The sequence below is a fragment of the Rhizobium cauense genome (assembly GCF_019511525.1).
In the GTDB taxonomy this organism is placed as follows: domain Bacteria; phylum Pseudomonadota; class Alphaproteobacteria; order Rhizobiales; family Rhizobiaceae; genus Rhizobium; species Rhizobium cauense.
In genome coordinates, this window is the sequence record NZ_JAEUAT010000017.1 from 76,311 (window position 1) to 100,258 (window position 23,948).

A 23,948-nucleotide genomic window follows, 5' to 3' on the forward strand; every position below is an offset into this window, starting at 1 on the left:
CGGCGCGTCGATCAGTCGTTCATGCAAGTGGGATTGCCTGGGAAGGCAATCAGCGTGTGGCTGGTGGCGGCGCCCTTCGGCGACAACGGCCCTTTTTGGCGAAAGTCTCAAGTCATGGCGCGAATGTTGGTTTTCGACGTTGCGGTATTGCATATGTCGTCACCACTACAAGAATGTAGCCTGCATTTCAAATAAACATTACCAATATTATCATGTTTTTTCACATCAGTCGAAACTGCTGACTTTTTCGCGCAGTGCTGTAAGACGATCCTTGGTTCCCATCGCCCTGGCTTGATTGCGCACAGCAACCCCATAGGCGAGCAGATCGGAAATCACGATGGCGCTCAGGTTCCAACTCGCTAGCTTGGTCGGAACGCCGACACATTTCAGGACGACGGAAACCTTCTCCTTGTAAAGGGCATGCAGCCGCACCCCGCTGATGAGGACTACTGGCGCCCCAATACTGTTCAGTTGATCGGCGATCAGTTTCAGTTCGGCAGTCTCGCGAAGGGCATGGAACAGAACGATTGCATCCTGGCTTCGGAGATCGACGAGTTCATTTGCCAAACTAAAGCCCGATGCACCCGAGCAACGTGTCCGAACGCCCACCCTGCTAAGACCGACAGCACAGTGCTTGGCAACCGCCTCGGCGGTTCCCAGCCCAAGACACCAGACGGTGTCGGCCTTGTCTATCAGTGATGTCGCTTGATCGAATGCCTCTGGCTCCACTAGACCTTCGGTCGTTTTCAGCGCCTCATGCGCTTCGGCGAACATTTGCCGGGCGATCTTCGTAATGTCTGTTCCTGTTGCACGAAACCTGTGCTCCAGACGCTTGCTTGCCGGCTCGGAGGACGCAAGCGACCGGCCACAAATTCGCTTTAGCTCAGGCAGCCCACTAAAGCCGAGGCGCTTTGCCGTTCGAATTACGGTTGCGTCGCTTGTGCCAGCCTCCGCCGCGATTTCCTCAGCGCTGCGAAAAATCAGCTCATCCACCGGCATCCCGATGAGGTACTCAGCCACAACAAGCTCCGATCGGCTCAACCGGGCGCGATGAAGCTCAAAATGCTCCTTCAGTGGCGAGAGGCGGGTGCTGGTCATGCGATCCGATTTGCTCCGAAAAGACTGTACTTGTTAGGGCGACTGTCCACACGAATACGCTGACGTCGGAAATTGCTCAAGCCGCCGAAGTCGGGTCGAAACATCCGCCAGGGCATACGGACGCCCCTCGGGTCCACCACCATTGGCCAAAACGCGTCGCCACCAACGCGAGACGCTGTCGGGTCGTAAAATTGCGAGCCGGACGGTTTCTGTTTGAAGCGGAGGGAACACATCTTGCAGATGTAATGAAATCACCCCGCAGTAATAACACGCGAAATATGCAGCGCGCGAAAATCCTCCCTGCATGGCGAGATCGAATGAACGATGGCTCGCGATGCCGGATATTTGGAGAAACGCGATGCCTCATCATTCCCAGCCTCCTCGCGAGCAAAAAAGTTTTGACGTGATCATTTGTGGTTCCGGGACCGCCGGCTCGGTCGTTGCCCGTCGCTTGTCGGAGGACCCGCACCTTAAGGTCCTGCTGCTCGAATTTGGCGGAATCGCTTACGATAGCGCGATCGAAAGGGCCGCCCGCTGGCCGCAAAACATCGGTGGCCCCAACGACTGGGCTTTTCACTCAGAGCCCGAGGCAGGTCTGAACGGCCGCTCACTCATCATGTCCATGGGGAAAGTGGTAGGTGGAAGCTCCAGCATCAACGCGATGATCTGGGCGCGCGGGCACCGGGAAGATTGGGACTTTTACGCCGAAGAGACCGGTGACCGCAACTGGCGGTATGATGCCATTCAAGACGTCTACAGAGAGATCGAGGATTACCGTGGAAACACAGATACCCCGCGAGGGACGCTGGGACCGGTGTCTGTCTTTCAACCGAAGCATCCCCATCCAGCAGCGCCCGCGTTGGTGGATGCGGCAAAAGCCGTCGGTATTCCCTCGTTTGCGAACCCCAACGGCCTCATGATGGAGGCGAAAAGCGGTTGCGCCATTTCGGACGTTCGCGCCGACGGAGATGATCGCATGACGATCTTCGATTCCTACGTGCGCCCCGTTCTCGCCCGTCAAAACCTCACGGTCATCACCGGCGCATTGGTTCAGAGAATTGTATTTGAGGGCCGCCGCGCCGTAGCCGTCGACGTTCTTCATGAAGGCATACGCACTCGCTTTGCTGCCACGGAGCAGATCGTCCTGTCGACGGGATCAATCAACACACCGCGTATTCTGATGCAATCCGGAATAGGTAACAGCGAAGACCTAAAGCGGCTCGGCATTGAAGTTGTGCAGCACCTGCCAGGTGTCGGGGAAAACCTGCAGGACCATCTTTGCTTCCCGAGCATCTTCGAACTGAACGAGGCCACACCACCGAACGGCAATGGAAGCGAAGCCACGATTTATACGACCTTAAACCCCATAAGCCGTTCGCCCGACGTGCTGATGTGCCAAGGCGAATTCCCCATCCATAGCCCGGAACTGGCGGGGGAGCATAAAATTCCCGCCAATGCCTGGTCCCTTGTTGCTGGTCTTGCAAAGCCGCTAAGCCGAGGAAGGGTCAGACTGCGCAGTGCAGACTACACGGACACTGTTGTCGTCCAACTCAATGCCCTGTCGCACGAGGAAGACCTCAAGACGGCAAGAGCCGCTGTCAGACTTAGCCAGGAGATCGGGGCGCAGCCAGCCTTCGCGAAGTTGAACAAGCGGGAAGCCTTCCCAGGCTCGGCCTATTCACAGGATCTGGACCAGTTCATTCGCATCAACGCGGTCCCATTCTGGCATCAGACATGCACTGCCAAGATGGGGCGCGACCACATGTCTGTTGTTGACGGCGAACTCAAAGTTTACGGCGTCGAAGGCCTGATGATAGCCGACGGCTCAGTATTCCCACGAATTCCCACCGGAAACACGATGGCCCCGTGCGTGGTCGTTGGAGAACAGGCGTCTCGCGTTCTGCGAAAGAAACTCTCAAGCACAATCGTTGATACGGCTAGGTTCGTGTAGGCCCTAATTCCTTAGCCCGGCAACAGCGCGGGCTAAGGTTCATTGTACCCGGCGCAGTCCTGATCCTGCAGTTCCTCAGCCGACGCCAGATTGAGATCCAGCATGTCGCGTTCTGTCGCCAGCAACAAAATGTCACCACGTCGGGACATCGTCACTGCGAGCGAAAAGCGGCCCATATGAGCGAACGCTCTCGGAAATCCAAACGCAAGAAGGCGAAACGGACCGATTTTCTCGAATTGGTCGACGCTGACGCGCCGCGCTAGGTATGAATGCCCTTCCAAACCACCCTGAAGTGGTTGCCACGTATCCGTAATCGTACCGTCCAGTCGGCTGAGGTCATGCACCACATCCGCCTTTGTGCAGGAAATGTGGATGTGCATCTGCCCTTGGCTACGACCGAGCTTGGAGTTGATCGCCAGCATCGTGTTCGTATCAGCAATGGCCCGGCCTTTTTGCACTGCCAAGAGCCCTCTATTTTGCCAGGCATACCAAAAAAAGTTCGGCGTACCCGGATCAAGCAGCTGCTCGCCTTCAATGCCACTTATGCGCTCCACTGGAAGCAGAAGGAAGTGTTGAGCTCCCTTTCTGTCCCTCAAGATGACGTATCCCTCACCTCGCTCGACCCTGACACAGGGAGCCACCCCGTTGAGCTGATAGGCTAAACACTGAGCCTCCATCGACTCGAGCGCATGCGACCTTGCCTTCACATGCTCGCAACCCAGGACGGCAGAAACACAAAGGACACCGAGTACCGATGCAGCAATCCAGCACCGCTTATTCAAAATCACTCCATTTTTTCATGTGGCCCTGGGATCGGTCGAACCGGCAGTCACCTTTATTTTAAAAAAAGCAAATTCAATATATTACACCTGTTATCTAATCCGCCAAAAGAGAAGTTCGGACGGGGGATCCGGTTGATGCCTAGTCCTTAGTTGGCCCGTTCGCTTGCGGGCGAGACAACTTCATTTGGCCACGTCTGCGAGGAAGCGACGGAGAAGATCATTGAACTCGCCAGGCTGCTGCCAGAATGGACAATGTGTTGAATGCTGGATGCGGTAGCATTGCTCAGTCCACAAGTGTCCATAAGGCACGGAATCGACATAGTCGAGGTTGACCACGAGATCGTCCGCTCCATTCACCATGGCTGTGGGAATATCAGTCGAGCTTAGAACCTCGCGCTGACTTGAGCTGCTCCCCCGGGCCCCGGCGCTGAACAGCGTGCTGCGAAACCGACGGTCTGTTCGCTCGATCGCCTCTACCATGAACGGTTCCACCCCATTGCCAAAAATTGCCGTAGCAAAGGCTACCGCCTCGGCTCGCTCGAGGGTCGACTGACTGGCGAAACTGCCAAGCAAGCTCCCTCGAAAGCCCGCTTTTATGTCATCGCCGACAGGGGGTGCGCCAACTGCCATCAACCCCGAACTTTCCTGGGTACGCGCGATCATTTCGATTGCGACATGTCCGCCGAGAGACCAACCCACAATAATCGGCTTACGGATGCCAAGAGCATCGAGGACTTCCATACAGGCGTCCGCCAGACCCGACCGAGAATAGGTTCTGGTGGGTTCGGTGGCGTCTTGCGATGCACCGTGCCCTGGAAGGTCAAGAGCTATGAAGTGGAAGCTTTTTGACGCTTCGTCGTCAAACTGCTTCTCAAAAACACGGCTTTCGGTCGAGTTTCCATGTATAAACAGCACGTCGTCCCGAGCGCCGCAGCTTTCTGTTATGGCAATCACACCGTGCGAGGTCTTGATATCGCGCTTGAGACAATCCCGCATTGCGGCTCCTTCGTGAATTCCTGCCGGTTGCTATTCGGGTTAAAAAAAGGTGGTGCGACGAGCCCTTCCCTCGTTTGTTCAGGCTCATATTCATTCCAGATAATGAAACCTGCCTCGGTGTTGGCCGCGGTGCCGAAAACACGATGCACTCCACCTGCGAGCCTATTGTTTCGGACACGCCATCTTTTGATTGCAAATGAAGTGACAGGAGCTTCGATGTCACTGCAGCCGTGGTGGCAAATCCACCATCTTCCATTGCTTTTCGAGCGGACCGTTTCGAAAACCACTCGCAATTGTCACGCAAGGATGCGCCGCCAGAGTGAGCGCGATATCGAAACCCGGCAAAACCCACTGAATTGCGGTTTTAAGCTGCTTGGCACGCCGTCGCCGTAACACGGCGCGAAAGCTGCTCGCCGAAACGCAATCTGCTGTAAGTCCTTGATGAACCGGCAGCAAAGATTATTTCGCCTTTATGGGCATCCTTGAAACCACTGATGACAGGAACAGGGGGCTTCGCTACCAGCTCCGGCGCCTCGAAAGGGCGGAAGGGCGTGGCGCGATGGCCCTGCAGGCGGTGTTTACGGTCGTGGACATCGCCATTCTGGCATTCTTTGTTCTCGGTCCCTACCTTCGCTCCGGGCCATCCTATTTGATCATCGACTATGCCATCGCAGTCTGGATTGCCGGAGAGATGGCAGCTCGCGCGATCGCGGCGCCTTCGATCAAATCTTGGATGTTGCGACCCATGAGCTGGATCGACATCATCGTGCTGGCGACCCTCCTGTTTCCCGATACTCTGTTCAATTTCGCCTTTCTTCGGGTACTCCGGCTATGGGCGGTTGGCAGGAGCCCGTTCATAAAGGAAGCTCTGCGTAGGGCGGGCTATGATCATTTGCTTGATGTGGTCCGGGCGATCATCAACTTTATTGTGTTCCTCTTCCTGGTCACTGGATTTGTCTACACCTCGTTCTTCTACGACAGAGAGGGCAGCGAAGGATTTGTCGATGCGCTTTACTTTACCGTTGCCACCGTAACAACGACCGGCTTCGGGGACATCACACTACCCGGCACGCTTGGAAAGCTGACCTCTGTTGTCACGATGATCGTCGGCATTTCATTGTTCGTCCGGCTTGCTCAGGCTGTAGTGCGTCCGCACAAGGTCACCTATCCGTGCCATCGGTGTGGCCTTCAGCGACACGATGCCGATGCCGTGCACTGCAAGGCGTGCGGGGAAATTCTAAACATTCCGGACGAAGGATCGTAGCGACGCAGTGGCGCCGTCAAGTCAACCGTTCAGGACCAACAGAGGCTATGACGCACGGGAACAGCAACCACCAGCACGAAGGTTATGCTGGATCACGGTCTTCCAGCACAAACCTCAGGATATCTGCTTCTATCTCAGAACACAGCGCCTCATATTCCTCTATGAGAACACAATCGCTTCCGTCTCGGTTCTTGTAGTAGCGTTCCAATGCGGAGTTCGCCTCCTCGTAGGCCTCAAAGATGTCATTGAGCTTGCTGGAGCGGGCCGCGATGAGTTGCAAGCGGCCCCGTACGGCAGGCAGCTTTATAAGCAAACGCCACAACCCCCGCTGCGCCGCCGTGCTGTTCGTTGCGGTGTCATTTGTCTTACTCATCAGACCACCCGCGCCATCGATCCGTTGATCGGCGATCATGCGACAAATGGGGTCGAGCGGAAGTACGTTACAGTAAAAATCGTGATTTTAGGTAGGTACCAGGTCGGTCCAACTCCGCCAGGTTGACGTTAAGTCCTGTCTTTTCACGCCCCATCGCGCACCCTCATCGGGGTCGCCAACGCGTTCCAAATAGTCCCTCGAAACCAATCACATCGTCAGTCGCGGCCGCGAATTGCCGCGCATTTTTTACTGTAACGTACTTCCGGAAAAGGGAGGATTTGAGCAGGTTCAGGCGAAGAACAGATCGTGGGCCAGTCGGCCCCGTCTCGCACGCGTCAACTTTTGGAGCGTACATGGATCTCATCACATCTATCGCCGAATGGAGCGTCCTCGCCTTCGGACTTGGTCTCCTGACCGTACAGCTCATTGCTCATGAAGCCGGTTTTCGCCTGGGCCTTCGAGCCCGAGAGAAAAACACCGGTCAGGGCGAGAACGTTGGTGTCGTGGTCGCCGGCATGCTTGCCTTGCTTGCCTTCGTCCTTGCACTAACCCTTTCCTACGCGTCTGCCAGATTCACCGAAAGGCGAGAGGGGACGCTCGCTGAAGCAAACGCGATCGGCACTGCCTGGTTGAGGTCGAACGCAATCGGCGGCCCAACTGGAACCGAGGCTGCGAAATTACTCGAGGAGTATGCCCGCTTGCGGGCGGATTTTGTGCGGGAGGATCGGGACCCGGACGCGATCGCCAAGGCCAACAATGAGACTTCAGCCCTGCAAGGGGAAATCTGGAGGCTTGTCACGACCATCGTTCGCGAGCGCCCGGACGCGATCTCCGCTGCCCTGATGACATCCGTCAACGAAACGTTCGATGCCAGCACTGCGGAGCGTTTTGCGCTCGGAATGCGATTACCCTGGCAGATCTTCTGGCTGCTCATCGGCGTCATGCTCCTCGGCATGGCAGCCCTTGGATACCAGTTCGGCCTGAAAGGAAGGGCCGTTCGGTTCCTGATCTTCCTGCTCACAGTGGTCTGGACAGCAATCGTCGTTGACATCCTCGACTTGGCTTCCCCGAGGCTCGGGAGCTTCCGCACGGACGCGACTGTTTATGACTGGACGATCCAAGGCTTCCAAAGCAGTCAGCCCTAGAGGTTCGATCGGCCGTAAATTTACCGTAACGTACTTCCCGAGCGCTCGGATGCTGTCAAGCTCGGGCGGATGCCAAGGCATACCTGATGGATCGGTGCATCGAGCAAACTCACTCGTGAAACGTCACGGCGTAAAACTTGGCGCATATACGGTGTCTGCAGATCCCAGTCCCCTACGAAGGCCAGGATCTGCCTGGGTGTGCGGCCCTCAGTGCCGCCAGAGATAAGGGGAGCGGATTGTGGCGGCACGTGATGATGTTCTTGAGCTCGGCAAACGTGTCGGGAAGTCAATCATCGGCCAGGAAACCATGGTGGAGCGGCTGCTGCTGGGACTTTTGGCAAATGGCCATCTGCTCGTTGAGGGCCTCCCCGGGTTGGCCAAGACAAGGGCGATAAAAAGCCTCGCAAAGAATCTCGATTCGGAGCTGTCGCGCGTTCAATTCACGCCAGATCTTCTACCCGCCGACATCACTGGGTCGGAAATCTATTTCTCCGAGGGCGGTAAGGGCGAGTTCAAGTTTCAGCAGGGTCCGATCTTCGCCAACCTCATCCTCGCCGACGAAATCAACCGAGCGCCCGCAAAGGTTCAGTCGGCGCTGCTGGAGGCGATGGAAGAGCGCCAGGTGACCGTCGGAGGGCAAAGCTACCCATTGCCGGACCTGTTCATGGTCATGGCAACGCAAAACCCGATCGAACAGGAGGGTACCTATCCCTTGCCCGAGGCGCAACTCGATCGCTTCCTGATGCACGTGGAGGTCGGTTATCCCGACGAAAAGTCGGAAGCGGCAATCATGCGCCTTAACAGGGAGGAAGAAAACTCAGCGCAAAGCAAAGACCAACACGGAAAGATCGAGAAGCTCGATCCGCAATTTGTCTTTGATGCGCGCAAGGAGATTGGTGCCGTGACGGTCTCAGAACCGGTTGAGAAATACATCGTTTCGCTGGTCATCGGCACGCGCCATCCAGATCGCTACGACAAGGACCTCGCCAAACAATTGCAGGTCGGCATCAGTCCCCGCGGTGCGATTGGTTTGGACAGGGTGTCACGCGCCTATGCCTGGTTAAAGGGGCGTGACTACGTGACACCTGACGACGTGAAGTCGATCGTCAATGACGTCTTTCGCCATCGGCTCATCCTTTCCTATGAGGCCCATGCCTCCAACACGACTGCTGATCAGGTCATCGATCGGCTAACCGAATTGGTGGCTGTCTCATGAACGCCAAAGAGGATCGGACCATCGGGGTCCACGTAACGACACAGCAGCTCGTTGCACTCGAAAGCCGGGCTCGGGACCTGACGTTTATTCAAAAGGCCCGGAGCCATCAGCAACTTGCCGGACGTATGCAATCAGCGATGCGGGGCCGAGGCCTCGTTTTTGAGGAACTGAGGGAGTACCTGCCAGGTGACGATGTCCGATCGATCGACTGGCGTGTCACGGCCCGGACAAGCAAACCCGTTGTCAGGGTGTATGGCGAGGAAAAGGAACGCCCAGCCCTCATTGTTGTGGATCAGCGCATCAATATGTTCTTTGGCAGCCGTCTTGCCATGAAGTCGGTCGCGGCCGCGCAAGCGGCGATGCTCTCAGCCTGGCGAATCCTGGGGTCAGGCGATCGGGTCGGCGGCTTTGTCTTTGACGACAGCAACGTCAACGAGGTGAAGCCGCATCGAAGCCGGAACGCCGTGATCGCCTTTGCCGACCAGATCGCAGCAATGAATGGCAAACTTGATGCGGCTTATATAGCTCCCCCCTCTGCCGTTGGCCTCGATGAGGTCCTGAGGCGAGTAGTCCAGATTGCGCATCACGACTTTCTCGTGGTCGTCGTAAGCGACTTCGACGGTCATAGCGACACCACACGACAATTGTTGCTACAACTCTCGTCCCGCAACGATATCGTGTGCCTGCTCATCTACGACCCATTCCTTCTGGAACTACCCGCCTCCGGCGACATCGTTGTCAGCGGCGGATCATTGCAAGCCGAGCTGTCGCTCGGACAGGCAACCGTTCGCAGGTCCATTGACAAGTTCGCGCAGGACCGCGGTGATGAACTCCGGGCGTGGCAACGCGAACTCGGACTGCCGATGCTTCCGGTTTCCGCGGCCGAGGAAGTTGCCCCCCAACTTCGGAGCCTCCTTGAGCAGTCGGCATGGCGGCAGCGGAGACGATAATGGAACCGGATGCAAAACTTGATCCGATTACCGAAACGGCTCTCCGTTCTCTGAAGGAAATCGACATCCCGCAACCGATCTCCTGGATGCCACAGACCTGGGGATGGGCGGTCTTGGCCGTCATCTTGGTCGGCGCAATTCTGTTGGGGGCGCTCCTTCTATACAGACGTTGGCGCAAGAACGCCTATCGCCGCGAGGCGCTACGCCTTCTGGAGGAGATAGCTGTCGATTTCCGGAATGCACAAACGCGTGAGGCTACAGTTGCCCGTCTCGGCGAACTCTTGAAACGAACTGCTCTGGCAGCCTGGCCACGTGAGATGACTGCCGCGATGTCGGGAGCGGAATGGGTGAATTTTATCCGCAGCCACCAGAGCAGCCAATTCGGCAGGGCGCTCGACGACTACCTCAACGATGGAGAATATCGGAGCACCGCCGCGCTCAACGCTGACACCGCGAATGAGCTCATCAGCGACACGCGACGCTGGATCGAGAGGCATCATGTATCAGCTTGACCTGCCCTGGGCGTTGCTCGTTCTGCCACTTCCCTTACTGGTATGGTGGCTTTTGCCTGCGTATCGCGAGACATCAGCTTCCATCCGCCTTCCGTTCTTCAACCAGGTTGCACGTGCTGCTGGCGTCGAGCCGACTGAAGGGTCAGTGGTGCCCAAGCGATCGTGGCCGCAGACCTTTGTCGACGTGCTGGCATGGACCTTCATCGTCGTTGCCTTGGCGCGCCCGCAATATGTTGAACCACCAATCGAGAAGACCGAGCCACAGCGCGACATTCTCCTGGCGCTCGATCTGTCGCAGTCCATGGATACCCGCGACTTCGCTGCTCCTGACGGCACGTCCAAGGCACGGGTAGATGCGGTCCGAACGGTAGTGGCGGACTTTGTGACAAAACGGCCAGGCGACCGGATTGGTCTCATAGCCTTCGGTGATGCCCCCTACCCGCTCGCGCCCTTTACCATGGATCATGGTCTGGTTCGAACGTTGGTCGAGGGCCTGCTTCCGGGCATGGCCGGACCGCGAACGGCACTGGGCGATTCCCTTGGTCTTGGGATCCGCATGTTCGAGAAGGCCACGGTGCCCGAGAAAGTGATGATCCTCCTGACGGATGGCAACGACACCGCAAGCAAGATGCCGCCTCTTAAGGCCGCAGAGGTCGCCAAGACAAAGAGTATCGTCATCCACGCCGTCGGCATCGGCGATCCGGCCGCGACCGGCGAAGACAAGCTCGATACCGCATCACTCCAGAAAATCGCCGAGAGCACCGGCGGGCGGTACTTCTTTGGTGGCGACCAAAAACAGTTAGAGGACATTTACAACGAGCTTGATCGGATCACGCCTCAGGATCAAAAGGAACTTTCCTGGCGACCTCGCCTGGAACTGTTCCATTGGCCCTTGGCTTGCGCAGTCATCCTCATTGCGGCGTGGTATGGGGGCACCGGCGTATCGGGCCTCCTGCGTAGGAGGTCGCCGGCATGATCGCGGACTTTCATTTTCTCCGTCCGTTCTGGCTAGCGGCACTTCTTGGGCCGCCTGCGATCATCTGGATGGCATCGCGGTCGAGTGATTTTCGCAACCGCTGGAAAGGGATGATCGCGCCGCATCTGCTCGACAGCCTTATCGTGCAGCCCGACCGTCGGCACCGCTATGGCCCGGCCTGGGTTCTGGCAACGCTCCTGTCGCTGGCGATTGTCGGTGTCGCCGGACCCACGTGGAGACGTGAAGCCCCACCATTTGTCTCGGACACAGCATCACTCGTCATTGTCGTCGACCTCTCCCCGACCATGGATGCCATTGACATTTCACCAAGCCGGATCGAACGGGTTAAGCTGAAGATCCACGATATCCTCGCAACCCGTAACGGTGCGCGGACTGCGGTCGTTGCGTATTCCGGGAGCGCTCATCTTGTCGTGCCGCTCACAGACGATATCGAGCTCATTGAGACATATACCGACGCCTTGGCAACCGGCATCATGCCCAAACCGGGAAAAGATACCGCAGCAGCCATTAGGCTTGCTGACGCCCTCCTGAAGCAGGACGGGAGCGCTGGAACAATCGCATTGCTGACGGACGGCGTCGAACCGGCGGCTTCCGAGGCCGGGAAAGAGGTCGGCAGCGCGATTGTCGTGCTCGGGGTCGGGACAGCTGAAGGTGGCGTGGTCAAGCAGGCCGATGGCGGCTTCTTGACGACGGCAGGTGGCGCGCGTCTCACAGCAAAGCTGGATGCCGACGCGCTGACGAAGTTCGGTGATGATACCAACGCGGATGTCGCAACGGTCACCGACGACGACACTGATATCAGGTGGCTGGCGCAGCGCGTTCGGACGAACTTTGCGCAACAGACGGCAACGCAAGGCGATCGCTGGCACGATCTCGGCTGGTGGCTCATTCTGCCGACGATGCTGCTTTCCGCGCTATCATTCAGACGTGGCTGGGTCGTTAAACTATCCGCCCTTCTCCTCGCTATCCAGGTGTATCCGAGTTCCGCGTTTGCGGTCGATTTCGCCAGCATGTGGCTGACGCCGGACCAGCAAGGGCGCCGTTCGTACCAGCAAGGCGACTTTCTCCAAGCCGCGGAACATTTTCACGACCCGATGTGGAAGGGCGTGTCGTTTTATCGAGCCGGTCGTTTTCAAGATGCTATCGACGCATTCGCGTCCGTCGACAATGCGGAGAGCTGGTACAATCAGGGAAATGCGCTCATGCATCTCGGAAAGGTCGAGGAAGCGGTCACTGCCTACGGCAAGGCACTGGAGACCCGCAAGGACTGGCCAGATGCCGTGGCAAACCGCGCCATCGCTGAAGAGCTCTTAAAACTGGAGAAAGACAAGGAACATGAACAGCAGCAAGATCCCAACCAGAAGCCGGACAGCGTTCAGTTTGACGACCAAGGCAAGAAGGGTAAGGCGGGAGAAGTGACGGTCGCAGAGCAGACATCCGAGATGTGGATGAAGAACATCCAGGTCAGCCCTGCAGACCTCATGGCGCGGAAATTTGCGATCGAAGCCAAAGGCGCAGAACCATGATCAGATCGCTCCTTTTCGTCGTCTCGCTGCTTGTCCCCTCGATTACATTTGGCGCCGATCCCTTTGCCCGCGCAACCCTCGAGAATAGTGATGGAATTGTGCCAGGGCAGCAGCTCCTAGTTGACGTCGACATATACGTCCCGGACTTTTTCACATCCCCTCCCCAGTTTCCCCTCTTCGATCTTCAGAACGCTTTGGTGACCCTACCTGCGGAGCGCTCGCAGAACCTCACCGAGACGATCGATGGTGTTCAATATACGGGCATTCGCAAGACATACGCAGTCGTGCCGCAGGTCTCAGGAAACTTCACGCTGCCAGAGTTCAGCGTAGAGTTCGGTTACTCTTCCGCAGGTCAGCAGGGGAAGGCATCGGTGATAGTTCCATCGGTCTCATTCACCGTTGAAGGATCTGCCAACGACAAACAGCAGCAGGTAACCTTTGCGGCAACCAACCTCACACTCGAGCAGACCTTTGATCGTGACGCCAAGTCCCTGAAAGTTGGCGACGCACTGATCAGGACGATAACGATCACCGCCCAGAACACGCAGGCAATGATGATCCCACCGCTGGAAGTTGGAACCGCCTCCGGTCTTCGTCAATACGAAAAGTCGCCGGCTATCGAAGATGGCATAGAGCTTGGGCGCGACACGGCAAGCCGACGAACCGAGACATACGAATACACCGCCGACAAGGAAGGTTCGTTCGTCATCCCGCCAATTTCCTACACCTGGTTCGATGTTGCGAACCGCCAAACCAAGACAGCGTCATTACCATCCATAGCGATCACTGTGACCGCGGCAAGCTCCTCTGGAACAGCCATAAAGCCCGTCCTAGACGGGACACCGCAGCAACCTCCGCATATCAATAGGCAAAAGATTGCAATCGCTATCGCGATGGTTCTGGCGTTCGCTGCGTTCCTGTGGATCGGCGCCAAGATTTTCCCCGCGCTGAAGACCCGGATCGATTCGGCGAAAGAAAGACGTCATGCGTCTTACGGCTACCGTCTCAGACAACTCCGTCAGACCATCAAAGACGGCAGCGAAATGGAGGTATATTCCGCCGTTCTCGACTGGAGCCGCACACTCGGATATCGCACCCTTATGGATTGGTTGCGCGATGCCCCCGAGGGGGTGAGGTCGGAGATCGACACTCTTTCTCAAAAGCTGTTCAAGCCCGCAGGCGGCACCTTTGACCGAAAGAAATTGGCAGCTTCCATCGACTTCAGGAAGGTTGATTATTTCGAACGAAAAACGGGTCTGCCGCCCTTGAACCCGTAGGCTGCAGTGACCGCTTTTCAAAGGCTCCGGGCAATCCCTTTGCCGACGGGTTAACGACAAACGCCTCGCCGGCAAGAGGGCCGGACGCGCGCCCGGCTCCGTGCAATTATATACCTGAGGTCGTTGAGACCTGTGCTTTTTTGATGACAGGTCGTGCCCGCGTTCGAGCGGCTCACCAGGTGTATTTCAACGTACCAATCACCTTGCGTCGGTCGCCGTAGTACTCCGTTCCAAAATACGAGGTCGCGATGTATTTGCGATCGAACAGGTTTGTCGCGTTCACTGCAAGCGTGACCTCCTTGGTTACCTTGTAGCTCACTGCCGCATCAACAGTCGTATACCCCCCAATGGAGACAGTGTTTGTGTCGTCGCCGTATGTTTGTCCGACGTAGCGAACCCCGCCACCGAGCGTCAGGTCACCACGCTGGCCCTCGCCGAGGAAGGTATAGTCGAGCCACGCGGACGCAAGATGGCGAGGAACACGCGACGGCCGGTTGCCAACATTACCACCAATCCCGTCCTCGCGAATTTCCGCATCCCAGTAAGAATAGGCGAGCGTCAAATTCAGATTGTCGGCGATTGCTGCTTTGCCTTCGAATTCGATGCCGCGTACACCGACCTTTCCTATCTGCTGCTGAATGAGCGGCGTGATGTTACTTGGAACGTTGGTCTGGGTAATGTCAAAGGCCGCAACCGTAAACAGCCCATCAAAGCTGTCGGGTTGATACTTGAGACCGACTTCGTACTGTTTGCCCCGCTGCGGTTTTAGTCCTCCCTGGAGGGCATAGCCGTTTGCGCTTGGAGTAACCAGCGGCTGGAAGCTCTCTGAGTAGTTGGCATAGGCCGCAAGATTGGGATTGATCTTGTAAGTCAGACCAAGACGCTTGGTGAAGGCCGATGCCGTATCGTCGTCTGGCGCTGTGACGCCATCGAAATAGTCCGCCCGAGTACGGACACGGTCCCAGCGTCCACCGGCGGTAACGATCCAGCGATCATCAAAGGTCAGCTGTTCCTGGGCATAAATGCCCAACGCCTGCTGCTTGACCTTCCAATTTACATAGGGACCGAGATCGATGCAGGAGAGCCCGCAGTAGCTTGGATTGTAGATGTCGATCGGCCCCGCGGTCCCAAAGAGGATATTCTCGCGTGTATTGTCGTTTGCATAGTCTACGCCAACAAGCGTCTTGCTTTCGGTTCCACCCCAGCTCGTGTCATATTCCAACTGATTGTCGATGACATATCGGTTAGACCGACCATCGACAGAAAACGCCGTGCGATCTGCGGTGGGGTCGAGCGAAGCACCGTAAACCTCGGCGTAGTCGAGATCCAGGTGCGTATAACGACCGTTGGAGCGGAAGGTCAGGTTGTCGTTTATTTCATGCTCGAACTGGTAGCCGACGTCGCCCTGCTTGGTGTTGAAGCGATTGAAGTCAGGTTCGCCAAGGAAGGTGTCGATATCGATATCCGCACCTGTTGGAAACCCACGCGCGCCGGTCCCGTCCCGCTTGTAGTAGTCCGTCAGGATTGTGAGCGAGGTTCCGTCATCGGGAGAGATTGTCAACGCAGGCGCGATATAGAACCGATCGTCGTTGGAATAGTCCCACCCGAGATCGCCGTCCTTGGCAAGTGTCGTGAGGCGGTAGCTCCAGACACCCTCGGGGTCAATGGGGCCACCGAAATCGGCACCAATTTCCTTGGTCCCGTTCCCGTAGGACGTGTATACCTCACCATGTTTTTCGTCCTGCGGCCGCTTGGTAATGGCATTGACAAGACCGCCGGGCGCATTCAGGCCGAAGAGCGTCGAAGTGGAACCTTTCAGGACTTCGACACGCTGGAGCCCGTACGGTTCTAGGCGACTTGCCGTGAACCACGCTGGGATGCGGGCCGTCAGGCCGTCGCGATAGGTGCCAAGCGCCGTCTGGTCAAAGCCACGGATTCGAATGTAGTCATAACGGTCATCGTTACCAAATTCGTCAGCCAGGACGCTTGAGGTGTAGGCTACAGCCTGCTGGAGGCTTTCCACATGACGCTGCTCTAGCTCTTTTTGAGTAATGACCGAGACCGAAGCCGGAACATCGATAATTGGCGTATCGGTCTTGGTGCCAGTCGCAGTATCCTTGGCAACGATTGATGGATCAGGACCGACGACACGGCTCGACTTGCCTTCGACGACGATGGTCTGCAGCTTGGTTGTTTCGTTCGTTGCGCTCTCCTGGGCCCAACCGATGCTCGCCATGCCGACGAAAACCGTCACCAAGGCGCTGCTTGCAACTAGCCGTCTCGTCCGCGTCCTCAACACCGCTTTTCGAACAACCATCATGACAATCCTTCTTTGAAATCAATGTGCCAGCAAGCGACCTCCCCCCGCAGCTGCTGGCGGTATCTATTGAAACAGGACAAAAAGAGTCAACTTAAATATCACAAGATCGTGAGTTATCCGCACTCAAAAGCCTGATGCCCGGAACTCGCCGCCCCAGATCCAACAGAATTCAGGGTTTCCATCTGCGGGAGGTATCAACAACAGGTATGCTGCCGGGGAATCAATCGCAGCAGGTTTGCAGGTCGAACCTGCTTAGCGCGGCGCGGAGAAAGCTATGCCAACTGCGCTGGCCCGTTGCAGCGGCAAGCACTGACATGTGGGTCTCGCCAGGAAAAGTCTCGAATTCAGCTCGCAATCCGTCTGCCGAGCCATTGAGACGTTATGCCATTTCTTCAGCTAGTTGGACAGTTCGGAAGATTTTCCTCTTATCGAGGCGCGCTGCTGCGTCCTCGTACCGGCGCTCAAACGGTGCTAGGGCGTCGCCTTCGTATTCGCCGGCCGACAAATGAAGTAGAGCACCGTTGGCGGGCACGGGACGACGTTGAGCCTCGGTTCGAAGGATTGTCGCGTCCTCCCAGTAAATGGAAGGACTTGGTGCGATCCAATTTGCAAACAGCCATGGCCGCTGAAAAAGAGAAAATAGCGTAAAGAGCCCCCGAACGAATATCCGAAGAGGGTTCGACGACCGACATCCAAGGCCATCATCCCTGCAAGCTGCGGCAACAGACCAGTCGCCACCGTTCGCAGTGCAATGTCTTGCACGGCCTTCCCGTCGATCTCAACAGGCTGTGCGGCCCCAACAGGCCGTACTGCACGGTAGCACGCAATCGAAGCTCGATGCAGGTTCACCCAGAACTGGGCCGCCTCTCCGACTTGGCGCAAACCGCAACGACATCGTCATCGAGGCACACGAAGGCGACCCCGCCATTTTCGAATGCGAGCCGCATTTGTGCCTCGGTCGCCCGATGGATATCATGTCGGTTACCTTCGTAATCCCGCACCGTGCTTCGCGACACGCCCGATCGATCGGCGAGATCAATTTGGGTCCAATCGAGCAGCCCTCGTGCAGCGCGACATAGTGCCGGTGTCAAAATCTTGGCATTGATTTCTTGACCCATCGCGCAAAGCTGCCCATATTGGTTGTTATCTTACATATATGGCAATTGCGATTCCATTGCTAGACGCCGCGGCCTCATCGTCGAATCAAGCGGTCGCCAGGGCAAAAGAAAAAAGGATCAAGGTGTTGGGATAACAGGCGGACCATTTTCACTCGTTATCCTTCTGATCCTGCCGTTTCTGGGAAGTCTGCTATCAGTATTCCTGCTTAACACCCCCTCACGTCGCCTGCCGGCTGGACTTGCGGGTGTCACAACGCTTGCATCGCTGCTGTTGACCGCCAGCCTTTACCCATCAGTCCAAGATGGAGGCGTGGTTCGATACAGCCTATCGTGGCTGCCGCAGCTCGGCCTCGATTTCACACTGCGCATGGACGGATTCGCGTGGATTTTCGCCATGCTTGTCACTGCGATCGGCCTCCTCGTCGTCCTTTACGCCCGCTATTACATGTCCGAGGAAGACCCGGTGCCAAGGTTCTTCTCGTTCCTCCTGGCATTCATGGGCGCGATGCTCGGCATCGTCGTTTCAGGCAACGTCATTCTGCTGTCAGTGTTTTGGGAGCTGACCAGCATCTTTTCATTCCTGCTGATCAGTTACTGGCACAACACGGCCGCAGCCCGCGACGGCGCCCGCATGGCTCTCACGATCACCGGGATCGGCGGCTTCTGCCTGCTTATCGGCCTGCTAATCCTTGGCAACATCGTTGGCAGCTACGATCTCGACAAGATACTTTCTTCGGGCGACATCATTCGCGGCCACGCTCTCTATGTGCCGGCGCTTGTCTTCATCTTGCTCGGAGCTCTGACCAAAAGCGCGCAATTCCCCTTCCATTTCTGGCTTCCAAATGCGATGGCGGCACCCACACCTGTCTCGGCCTTCCTGCATTCAGCAACGATGGTGAAAGCCGGGGTTTTCCTACTGGTGCGGTTCTGGCCAGCACTGGCAGGAACCTGGGAATGGTTCTGGCTCGTCGGGGCTGCCGGTATCATCACGCTGTTGCTCGGCGCGTATTTCGCCATGTTCCAGCAGGACCTAAAGGGATTGCTGGCCTACTCCACGATCAGCCACCTCGGACTGATTACTACCCTTCTCAGTCTCGGCAGCCCGCTTGCCACGGTGGCAGCGATCTTCCACATGCTCAATCACGCGACCTTCAAGGCATCGCTCTTCATGGCAGCCGGGATCATCGATCATGAGACCGGCACGCGTGACATGCGAAGATTGGGTGGGCTCTTCCGCTTCATGCCCTTTACCGCGACGCTCGCCATTGTTGCGAGTGCTGCAATGGCAGGCGTTCCACTGCTCAATGGCTTCCTGTCCAAGGAGATGTTTTTTGCCGAGGCAGTCGAAACCCATGCGGATTCTATCCTCGATCGTATTCTTCCATATATCGCGACGCTGGCCGGCGCCTTCAGCGTGGCCTACTCCCTTCGCTTCATCCATAGCGTGTTCTTTGGCTCGCCTCCGGCCGACCTACCAAAGAAACATCCCCATGAACCACCTCGCTGGATGCGATTCCCGGTCGAACTCCTCGTCGTTCTGTGCCTAGTCGTCGGCATCATTCCAGCACTCTCAATCGGACCGTTCCTCAGGAGCGCCGTCGTCTCTGTACTCGGAAGCGATACTCCCGAATACAGTCTGGCCATATGGCATGGGTTCAATCTTCCACTGTTGATGAGCGCGATCGCGCTTCTCGGCGGAACTGCAATCTACTTCACGCTGAAGGACTACTTTGCACGCTGTGAAGACGGACCTCCCGTTTTGCGGCGACTGAAGGGACAACGCATCTTCGAGCGCATCCTTGTCGAGCTCTCATGGCATTGGGCTCGCATTGCCGAGCAACGGCTTGGGACACGCAAGCTCCAGCCTCAGCTTCGCTGGGTCGTGATCATGGGGTTTGCAGCCGGAGTTCTCCCGCTTTATCTGAGGGGCTTCGAAAGCCGGCCGTGGGCTAATGCTGGCCTGGATCCGGTCTTCGCCATTCTTTGGGCGATCGGCATCTGCCTGGCGATCGGGACGGCCTATCTAGCCAAGTATCATCGCCTGGCCGCATTAATCATGCTCGGTGGGGTCGGCCTCATCGTATGCACAACGTTCGTGTGGCTATCAGCGCCCGATCTCGCGATCACCCAGTTGCTTGTCGAGATTGTCACGACAGTCCTCATTCTCCTGGGGCTGAGATGGCTTCCCAAGCGCACAGAAGGCATGGGCGAATCGATGAGCCTGCGCGCACGTTTCAGGCGCTTCCGCGATTTTTCGCTGGCCGTCGTCTGTGGAATTGCAATGTCCTTTATTGCATATGCCGTTATGACCATGCCGGTTCCGGATGCGATTGCGAACTACTTCCTGGAGAACGCCTATACCCAGGGCGGTGGTCGCAATGTGGTCAATGTTATCCTCGTTGACTTCAGAGGCTTCGACACACTTGGTGAGATTGCCGTTCTCGGTGTCGTAGCCTTGACTGTCTATGGATTGCTACGCCGTTTCCGGCCAGCTGCCGACAGCATGGACTTGCCCGAGCAGCAGCAAATACAGAACAGTTTCGATGAGGAGCGACCGGAACGGTCCGCCGGCGACACGGTCCGCGACTATGTTCTTGTACCTTCGGTCATCATGCAGTGGCTCTTCCCTGTCATCATTACCTTTGCAGTCTACATTTTCATGCGCGGACACGACCTTCCCGGCGGGGGCTTCTCGGCTGGCCTCACCCTGTCAATCGCATTCTTGCTCCAGTATCTAGCCGGAGGTACTCGCTGGGCCGAGGATCGCATTCGTATATTGCCATTGCGATGGATGGGTATGGGCCTTCTCACCGCCGTACTGACGGGCGCTGGTGCATGGATATTCGGCTATCCATTCCTGACCTCGCACTCGCGCTACTTAGAAGTGCCGCTGATTGGCAAGGTGCCGGCTGCCTCAGCACTTTTGTTCGACCTCGGGGTGTTCAGCCTTGTCGTCGGCTCGACGGTACTCATCCTGATTGCGCTCGCCCACCAGTCGGTTCGTATCAATCGCCTACGCGCGCTTGAAAATGCCAAGGCGGAGGAGGCTTAATGGAGCTTGTCCTATCCATAGCAATCGGCGTGATGACCAGTTGCGGGATCTGGTTGATCCTGCGTCCTCGAACCTTTCAGGTAATCGTCGGGCTTTCGCTCCTTTCTTATGCAGTCAACCTGTTCATTTTCGGCGTCGGCGGCGTAAAGGCGAATGTTCCGCCGATCCTTGGCGACGACCTTCCTGCGTCCGCTCTTGCCGATCCCGTGCCGCAGGCACTCGTTTTGACGGCAATCGTCATCGGTTTTGCGACTACAGCACTTTTCTTGGTCGTTTTGCTGGCCTCACGCGGCCTGACTGGAAATGACCACGTCGACGGGAGGAACGAACCGCGATGACCGGCTGGATGCATCATCTCATCATCGCGCCGATCCTGGTTCCTCTTGTTGCTAGCGCGATCCTGCTCCTGGTCGACGAGCGCCGGCGCGCGACTAAGGCGATGATAAGCCTGGGGTCGACGATCGTTCTGTCGCTCATTGCGCTGGCATTGTTCCGCGTTGAAAGCGGTCAGAGCGATTTCGAAGGGGTCTACCTCGTCGGCAACTGGGCTGCTCCTTTCGGCATCGTCCTGGTTCTCGACGCGCTTTCAGCCCTGATGCTTTTGTTGACGGCTTTGCTGGCGGTCCCGGCACTCGTGTTTTCACTTGCCCGCTGGCACGCAGTTGGCGCGCATTTTCACAGCATGTTTCAGTTGCTGTTGATGGGCGTCAATGGTGCTTTTCTGACTGGCGACCTCTTTAATCTCTTCGTCTTCTTCGAAGTGATGCTTGCAGCGTCCTATGGACTCCTGTTGCACGGCTCAGGCGCTTTGCGCGTGAAGGCCGGCATGCACTATATCGCGGTCAATCTCGTTGCCGCCCTTCTCTTTCTGATCGGCGTCAGCCTGATCTACGGGACGGCGGGAACGCTTAACATGGCGGATCTTGCGGCCCGTATCCCCGAGATCGAGCCGGATCGCCGCATGCTGATGGAAGCGGGCGCCGGTATTCTTGGCATCGTGTTCTTGATCAAGGCCGGCATGTGGCCGCTGTGCTTCTGGCTACCCACGGCCTATAGCGCCGCATCCGCGCCAGTCGCTGGCATTTTTGCAATCATGAGCAAGCTCGGCATCTATGTAATCCTCAGGCTAACCATGCTGCTGTTCGGCGAAGGACCTTCGGCATCCTTTGGATCCGTCGTGTTGCTCTATGGCGGCATGGCCACGCTTATCTTCGGAACGATCGGCGTCTTTGCCTCGCAGGCGCTCGGGCGCCTGGCCGGTTTCTCGGTACTGGTATCGTCAGGAACTCTACTGATGGTACTTGGTATCAACGACGGCGCGATCTCCTCTGGCGCATTGCTTTATCTGGTCAGCTCGACCCTATCGATCAGTGCCTTCTTCATGTTGATCGAGCTCGTCGAACGTGGACAGGATGCTGGTGCCAACGTGCTTGCCGTCACCATGGAAGCCTATGGTGATGCAGAAGAGGACGAACTGGAGGAAAGCGACGGCGTCACGATGCCCGGTACAATGGCAATCCTTGGGATCTGCTTTGCCGCATGTGCCATCCTTCTTTCCGGCCTACCGCCGCTCTCTGGGTTTATCGCGAAATTCGCGATGCTCTCGGCGATGATGGGAACAGGCGCGATCGGTGTGCCTCCAACCGCTGCGATCTGGACACTGATCGCTCTGGTGATCACGTCTGGAATAGCTGCCCTCGTTTCCATGACCCGTGCCGGGATCCGCACATTCTGGAGCTCGATCGAGGGAACTGTGCCGCGTGTCCTCGTGATCGAGATTGTCCCTGTCATGTTCCTGCTCACCCTGACGCTTGCTCTGACGGTACAAGCTGGCCCGGCGATGCAATACATGGACGCGACCATCCGCGCCCTGAACAAGCCAAGCCTTTACATCGACGCCGTGAAAGGCGCAGCGAGCCTCCCGGGTTACAGGGATTCCGGCACCTCCAGCGAAACGGGAGGCAAGTGATGTTCCCCTACCCCGTTCTCACCGTCTGCCTGATATTGATGTGGCTTCTCCTCAACGGTTTCAGCCTCGGCCAACTCGTGCTTGGGATCCTCGTCGCCGTCTTTGCATCTTGGGCCATGGCGACGTTGCGTCCAGGCAGGACAAACCTGGCAAAGTGGTATCTCCTTCCGAAACTGTTCTTCCGCGTCCTTTTCGACATCGTGAAATCCAATCTCGCAGTCTCCTGGATTATTCTCCGCGGAGGCCAGCGGCACGATCCCGGCTTCCTGACCATCCAATTGGAGATCCGCAACCAGGTCGCTCTGGCGCTTCTCGCGATCATCCTGACGAGTACGCCTGGATCAGCGTGGCTTGAGTACGATTCAAACGACAACACAGTCCTGCTGCACGTCCTTGATATTCAGAACGAAGCCGTGTGGCGCGAGACCGTGAAGAACCGGTACGAGAAGCTGCTCCTGGAGATATTCGCATGAGCGCCATCATTGTCCTTACGGCCGTTTCGATTGCACAGCTCATGCTGGTTGCGGCAATGGCGATCGCCTCTATCAGGATGTTTGTCGGGCCACGCGCGCAGGACCGCATCATCGCGCTCGACACCTTCTATATCAACGCGATGCTGCTCCTCGTCACCTTCGGGGTCGGCACCGGCCGGGTCATCTACTTTGAGGCAGCGCTTGTCATCGGCATGCTGGGCTTTGTTGCGACCGTTGCGCTTGCCAAGTTCCTGATGCGTGGGGAGGTAATAGAATGATTCACGAGGCAGCCGACCTCCCGCTCCCAGCCGCGATAGCTGTTGCGACTTTCCTGCTGCTGGGCGCCACGCTCACCTTGATCGGCGCAGTTGGCTTTCTGAAACTTCCGACCTTCTATGAGCGTATCCACGCCCCGACGCTCGGCACGAGTTGGGGCATTGGTGGCATCATGCTGGGCTCAATGATCTTCTTTTCAGTGGCATCCGAGCGACTGGTGATCCACGAAATCCTGATCGGGGTTTTTGTGACCATTACAACACCGGTCACCTTCATGCTTCTTGCCCGCGCCGCGCTGCATCGCGACCGAACCGAGAAAAATCCAAAGGTTCCGGCCAAGCAGACCGGAACCTAGACCATTTGCGGCAGCCCCCGATGAATGCGATGCGGAACGGTGCGCATGCGTCCCTTCTCCGCGGCCGCTTCCCCTGGCCAATCGATCACAACCGGGTTTGCCAGAACAACCCTTGAAGCGTTCCACCGATTTGAGACCGAAGTCGGAGCTTGCGTTCCTCTGGCGGGGTTGCCAGACTGGACGTGCGGAAATTCCCTTAACCGCTTCACCTTGCCGCATAAAATTGCCGTATTAACTTTGGGTTAACCATAGTCATCGTTTACCATGGGTAGCGGCCTTAGGGGTCGTTGATTCGGAA

General features: G+C 57.1%; 21 protein-coding genes and 1 pseudogene. 15 read left to right on the forward strand and 7 right to left on the reverse strand.

Annotated features, from left to right (window positions below; translation table 11 throughout):
* Nucleotides 1-225: 225 nt before the first annotated feature.
* The gene (locus JNB88_RS25470; protein WP_220357879.1) at nucleotides 226-1,098 is read right to left on the reverse strand and encodes a MurR/RpiR family transcriptional regulator; all 873 of its coding nucleotides are present in this window, start codon (nucleotides 1,096-1,098) and stop codon (nucleotides 226-228) included.
* Nucleotides 1,099-1,456: 358 nt separating this feature from the next.
* Between JNB88_RS25470 and JNB88_RS25475 the strand changes: the two genes are divergently transcribed.
* Entirely contained in the window at nucleotides 1,457-3,049 is a 1,593-nt protein-coding gene (locus tag JNB88_RS25475; RefSeq protein ID WP_220357880.1) for a GMC family oxidoreductase, read from the forward strand.
* A 32-nt stretch (nucleotides 3,050-3,081) separates the two neighbouring features.
* Here JNB88_RS25475 and JNB88_RS25480 read toward each other — a convergent pair whose 3' ends face one another.
* Together JNB88_RS25480 and JNB88_RS25485 are read right to left on the reverse strand one after the other, a co-directional pair.
* Nucleotides 3,082-3,726 (reverse strand): CDP-diacylglycerol diphosphatase, encoded by a 645-nt coding sequence (locus tag JNB88_RS25480; protein WP_223217338.1) that lies wholly within the window; start codon nucleotides 3,724-3,726, stop codon nucleotides 3,082-3,084.
* Between the two features lie 285 nt (nucleotides 3,727-4,011).
* Nucleotides 4,012-4,827 carry an alpha/beta fold hydrolase gene (locus tag JNB88_RS25485; RefSeq protein ID WP_220357882.1) on the reverse strand — a complete coding sequence of 272 codons (816 nt, stop codon included), beginning with the start codon at nucleotides 4,825-4,827 and terminating at the stop codon, nucleotides 4,012-4,014.
* A 472-nt stretch (nucleotides 4,828-5,299) separates the two neighbouring features.
* Between JNB88_RS25485 and JNB88_RS25490 the strand changes: the two genes are divergently transcribed.
* Nucleotides 5,300-6,091, forward strand: a complete 792-nt coding sequence (locus JNB88_RS25490; RefSeq protein ID WP_220357883.1) for a potassium channel family protein — start codon at nucleotides 5,300-5,302, stop codon at nucleotides 6,089-6,091.
* Between the two features lie 82 nt (nucleotides 6,092-6,173).
* Here JNB88_RS25490 and JNB88_RS25495 read toward each other — a convergent pair whose 3' ends face one another.
* Nucleotides 6,174-6,503, reverse strand: coding sequence for a hypothetical protein (locus tag JNB88_RS25495; RefSeq protein ID WP_223217332.1), 330 nt, complete (start codon nucleotides 6,501-6,503; stop codon nucleotides 6,174-6,176).
* 314 nt (nucleotides 6,504-6,817) lie between these two features.
* Here JNB88_RS25495 and JNB88_RS25500 point away from each other — a divergent pair, with 314 nt between their 5' ends.
* The 7 genes from JNB88_RS25500 to JNB88_RS25530 all read left to right on the forward strand — a co-directional run bounded on the left by JNB88_RS25500 (nucleotide 6,818) and on the right by JNB88_RS25530 (nucleotide 14,087).
* A complete protein-coding gene (locus JNB88_RS25500) occupies nucleotides 6,818-7,609 on the forward strand; it encodes a bestrophin-like domain (protein WP_220357884.1) in 792 nt (263 codons plus the stop codon).
* A 238-nt stretch (nucleotides 7,610-7,847) separates the two neighbouring features.
* Nucleotides 7,848-8,825 carry an AAA family ATPase gene (locus tag JNB88_RS25505; protein WP_220357885.1) on the forward strand — a complete coding sequence of 326 codons (978 nt, stop codon included), beginning with the start codon at nucleotides 7,848-7,850 and terminating at the stop codon, nucleotides 8,823-8,825.
* Complete coding sequence (locus tag JNB88_RS25510; RefSeq protein WP_220357886.1) at nucleotides 8,822-9,775, forward strand: DUF58 domain-containing protein; 954 nt, start codon at nucleotides 8,822-8,824, stop codon at nucleotides 9,773-9,775. Before JNB88_RS25505 ends, JNB88_RS25510 begins: the two co-directional genes overlap by 4 nt.
* Complete coding sequence (locus JNB88_RS25515; RefSeq protein WP_220357887.1) at nucleotides 9,775-10,287, forward strand: DUF4381 domain-containing protein; 513 nt, start codon at nucleotides 9,775-9,777, stop codon at nucleotides 10,285-10,287. The genes JNB88_RS25510 and JNB88_RS25515 overlap by 1 nt, the downstream gene beginning before the upstream one ends.
* Complete coding sequence (locus tag JNB88_RS25520; RefSeq protein ID WP_220357888.1) at nucleotides 10,274-11,263, forward strand: vWA domain-containing protein; 990 nt, start codon at nucleotides 10,274-10,276, stop codon at nucleotides 11,261-11,263. Before JNB88_RS25515 ends, JNB88_RS25520 begins: the two co-directional genes overlap by 14 nt.
* The gene (locus JNB88_RS25525; RefSeq protein WP_220357889.1) at nucleotides 11,260-12,810 is read left to right on the forward strand and encodes a VWA domain-containing protein; all 1,551 of its coding nucleotides are present in this window, start codon (nucleotides 11,260-11,262) and stop codon (nucleotides 12,808-12,810) included. Before JNB88_RS25520 ends, JNB88_RS25525 begins: the two co-directional genes overlap by 4 nt.
* Nucleotides 12,807-14,087, forward strand: a complete 1,281-nt coding sequence (locus JNB88_RS25530) for a BatD family protein (RefSeq protein ID WP_220357890.1) — start codon at nucleotides 12,807-12,809, stop codon at nucleotides 14,085-14,087. Before JNB88_RS25525 ends, JNB88_RS25530 begins: the two co-directional genes overlap by 4 nt.
* Before the next feature lie 172 nt (nucleotides 14,088-14,259).
* On the opposite strand, the gene JNB88_RS25535 is transcribed toward JNB88_RS25530, so the two are convergent.
* From JNB88_RS25535 to JNB88_RS25540, 3 genes and pseudogenes are all read right to left on the reverse strand, one after another.
* Nucleotides 14,260-16,407 carry a TonB-dependent siderophore receptor gene (locus JNB88_RS25535; RefSeq protein ID WP_220357891.1) on the reverse strand — a complete coding sequence of 716 codons (2,148 nt, stop codon included), beginning with the start codon at nucleotides 16,405-16,407 and terminating at the stop codon, nucleotides 14,260-14,262.
* A gap of 252 nt (nucleotides 16,408-16,659) precedes the next feature.
* A pseudogene (locus JNB88_RS33835) lies at nucleotides 16,660-17,133 on the reverse strand (alpha/beta hydrolase); the annotation flags it as partial.
* Between the two features lie 119 nt (nucleotides 17,134-17,252).
* Nucleotides 17,253-17,525: a helix-turn-helix transcriptional regulator gene (locus tag JNB88_RS25540; RefSeq protein ID WP_220357892.1), complete on the reverse strand. Its 273-nt coding sequence runs from the start codon at nucleotides 17,523-17,525 to the stop codon at nucleotides 17,253-17,255.
* A gap of 130 nt (nucleotides 17,526-17,655) precedes the next feature.
* Here JNB88_RS25540 and JNB88_RS25545 point away from each other — a divergent pair, with 130 nt between their 5' ends.
* The 6 genes from JNB88_RS25545 to mnhG are packed head-to-tail and all read left to right on the forward strand — an operon-like array spanning nucleotide 17,656 to nucleotide 23,650.
* Complete coding sequence (locus JNB88_RS25545; protein WP_220357945.1) at nucleotides 17,656-20,577, forward strand: monovalent cation/H+ antiporter subunit A; 2,922 nt, start codon at nucleotides 17,656-17,658, stop codon at nucleotides 20,575-20,577.
* On the forward strand, nucleotides 20,577-20,915 hold the full coding sequence (locus JNB88_RS25550; RefSeq protein ID WP_037130052.1) for a Na+/H+ antiporter subunit C: 339 nt from the start codon (nucleotides 20,577-20,579) through the stop codon (nucleotides 20,913-20,915). The genes JNB88_RS25545 and JNB88_RS25550 overlap by 1 nt, the downstream gene beginning before the upstream one ends.
* The gene (locus JNB88_RS25555; protein ID WP_220357893.1) at nucleotides 20,912-22,546 is read left to right on the forward strand and encodes a monovalent cation/H+ antiporter subunit D; all 1,635 of its coding nucleotides are present in this window, start codon (nucleotides 20,912-20,914) and stop codon (nucleotides 22,544-22,546) included. Before JNB88_RS25550 ends, JNB88_RS25555 begins: the two co-directional genes overlap by 4 nt.
* The gene (locus JNB88_RS25560) at nucleotides 22,546-23,019 is read left to right on the forward strand and encodes a Na+/H+ antiporter subunit E (protein ID WP_220357894.1); all 474 of its coding nucleotides are present in this window, start codon (nucleotides 22,546-22,548) and stop codon (nucleotides 23,017-23,019) included. The genes JNB88_RS25555 and JNB88_RS25560 overlap by 1 nt, the downstream gene beginning before the upstream one ends.
* Complete coding sequence (locus JNB88_RS25565; RefSeq protein ID WP_037130045.1) at nucleotides 23,016-23,297, forward strand: K+/H+ antiporter subunit F; 282 nt, start codon at nucleotides 23,016-23,018, stop codon at nucleotides 23,295-23,297. Before JNB88_RS25560 ends, JNB88_RS25565 begins: the two co-directional genes overlap by 4 nt.
* Nucleotides 23,294-23,650 (forward strand): monovalent cation/H(+) antiporter subunit G, encoded by a 357-nt coding sequence (gene mnhG, locus JNB88_RS25570; RefSeq protein WP_220357895.1) that lies wholly within the window; start codon nucleotides 23,294-23,296, stop codon nucleotides 23,648-23,650. The genes JNB88_RS25565 and mnhG overlap by 4 nt, the downstream gene beginning before the upstream one ends.
* The last annotated feature ends 298 nt before the right edge of the window (nucleotides 23,651-23,948 follow it).

Coding starts and splice junctions, on each gene's coding strand:
- JNB88_RS25470 (WP_220357879.1), bottom strand. CDS start 1,098: ATGACCAGCACCCGCCTCTCGCCACTGAAGGAGCATTTTGAGCTTCAT.
- JNB88_RS25475 (WP_220357880.1), top strand. CDS start 1,457: ATGCCTCATCATTCCCAGCCTCCTCGCGAGCAAAAAAGTTTTGACGTG.
- JNB88_RS25480 (WP_223217338.1), bottom strand. CDS start 3,726: ATGGAGGCTCAGTGTTTAGCCTATCAGCTCAACGGGGTGGCTCCCTGT.
- JNB88_RS25485 (WP_220357882.1), bottom strand. CDS start 4,827: ATGCGGGATTGTCTCAAGCGCGATATCAAGACCTCGCACGGTGTGATT.
- JNB88_RS25490 (WP_220357883.1), top strand. CDS start 5,300: ATGGGCATCCTTGAAACCACTGATGACAGGAACAGGGGGCTTCGCTAC.
- JNB88_RS25495 (WP_223217332.1), bottom strand. CDS start 6,503: ATGATCGCCGATCAACGGATCGATGGCGCGGGTGGTCTGATGAGTAAG.
- JNB88_RS25500 (WP_220357884.1), top strand. CDS start 6,818: ATGGATCTCATCACATCTATCGCCGAATGGAGCGTCCTCGCCTTCGGA.
- JNB88_RS25510 (WP_220357886.1), top strand. CDS start 8,822: ATGAACGCCAAAGAGGATCGGACCATCGGGGTCCACGTAACGACACAG.
- JNB88_RS25515 (WP_220357887.1), top strand. CDS start 9,775: ATGGAACCGGATGCAAAACTTGATCCGATTACCGAAACGGCTCTCCGT.
- JNB88_RS25520 (WP_220357888.1), top strand. CDS start 10,274: ATGTATCAGCTTGACCTGCCCTGGGCGTTGCTCGTTCTGCCACTTCCC.
- JNB88_RS25525 (WP_220357889.1), top strand. CDS start 11,260: ATGATCGCGGACTTTCATTTTCTCCGTCCGTTCTGGCTAGCGGCACTT.
- JNB88_RS25530 (WP_220357890.1), top strand. CDS start 12,807: ATGATCAGATCGCTCCTTTTCGTCGTCTCGCTGCTTGTCCCCTCGATT.
- JNB88_RS25535 (WP_220357891.1), bottom strand. CDS start 16,407: ATGATGGTTGTTCGAAAAGCGGTGTTGAGGACGCGGACGAGACGGCTA.
- JNB88_RS25540 (WP_220357892.1), bottom strand. CDS start 17,525: ATGGGTCAAGAAATCAATGCCAAGATTTTGACACCGGCACTATGTCGC.
- JNB88_RS25550 (WP_037130052.1), top strand. CDS start 20,577: ATGGAGCTTGTCCTATCCATAGCAATCGGCGTGATGACCAGTTGCGGG.
- JNB88_RS25555 (WP_220357893.1), top strand. CDS start 20,912: ATGACCGGCTGGATGCATCATCTCATCATCGCGCCGATCCTGGTTCCT.
- JNB88_RS25560 (WP_220357894.1), top strand. CDS start 22,546: ATGTTCCCCTACCCCGTTCTCACCGTCTGCCTGATATTGATGTGGCTT.
- JNB88_RS25565 (WP_037130045.1), top strand. CDS start 23,016: ATGAGCGCCATCATTGTCCTTACGGCCGTTTCGATTGCACAGCTCATG.
- mnhG (WP_220357895.1), top strand. CDS start 23,294: ATGATTCACGAGGCAGCCGACCTCCCGCTCCCAGCCGCGATAGCTGTT.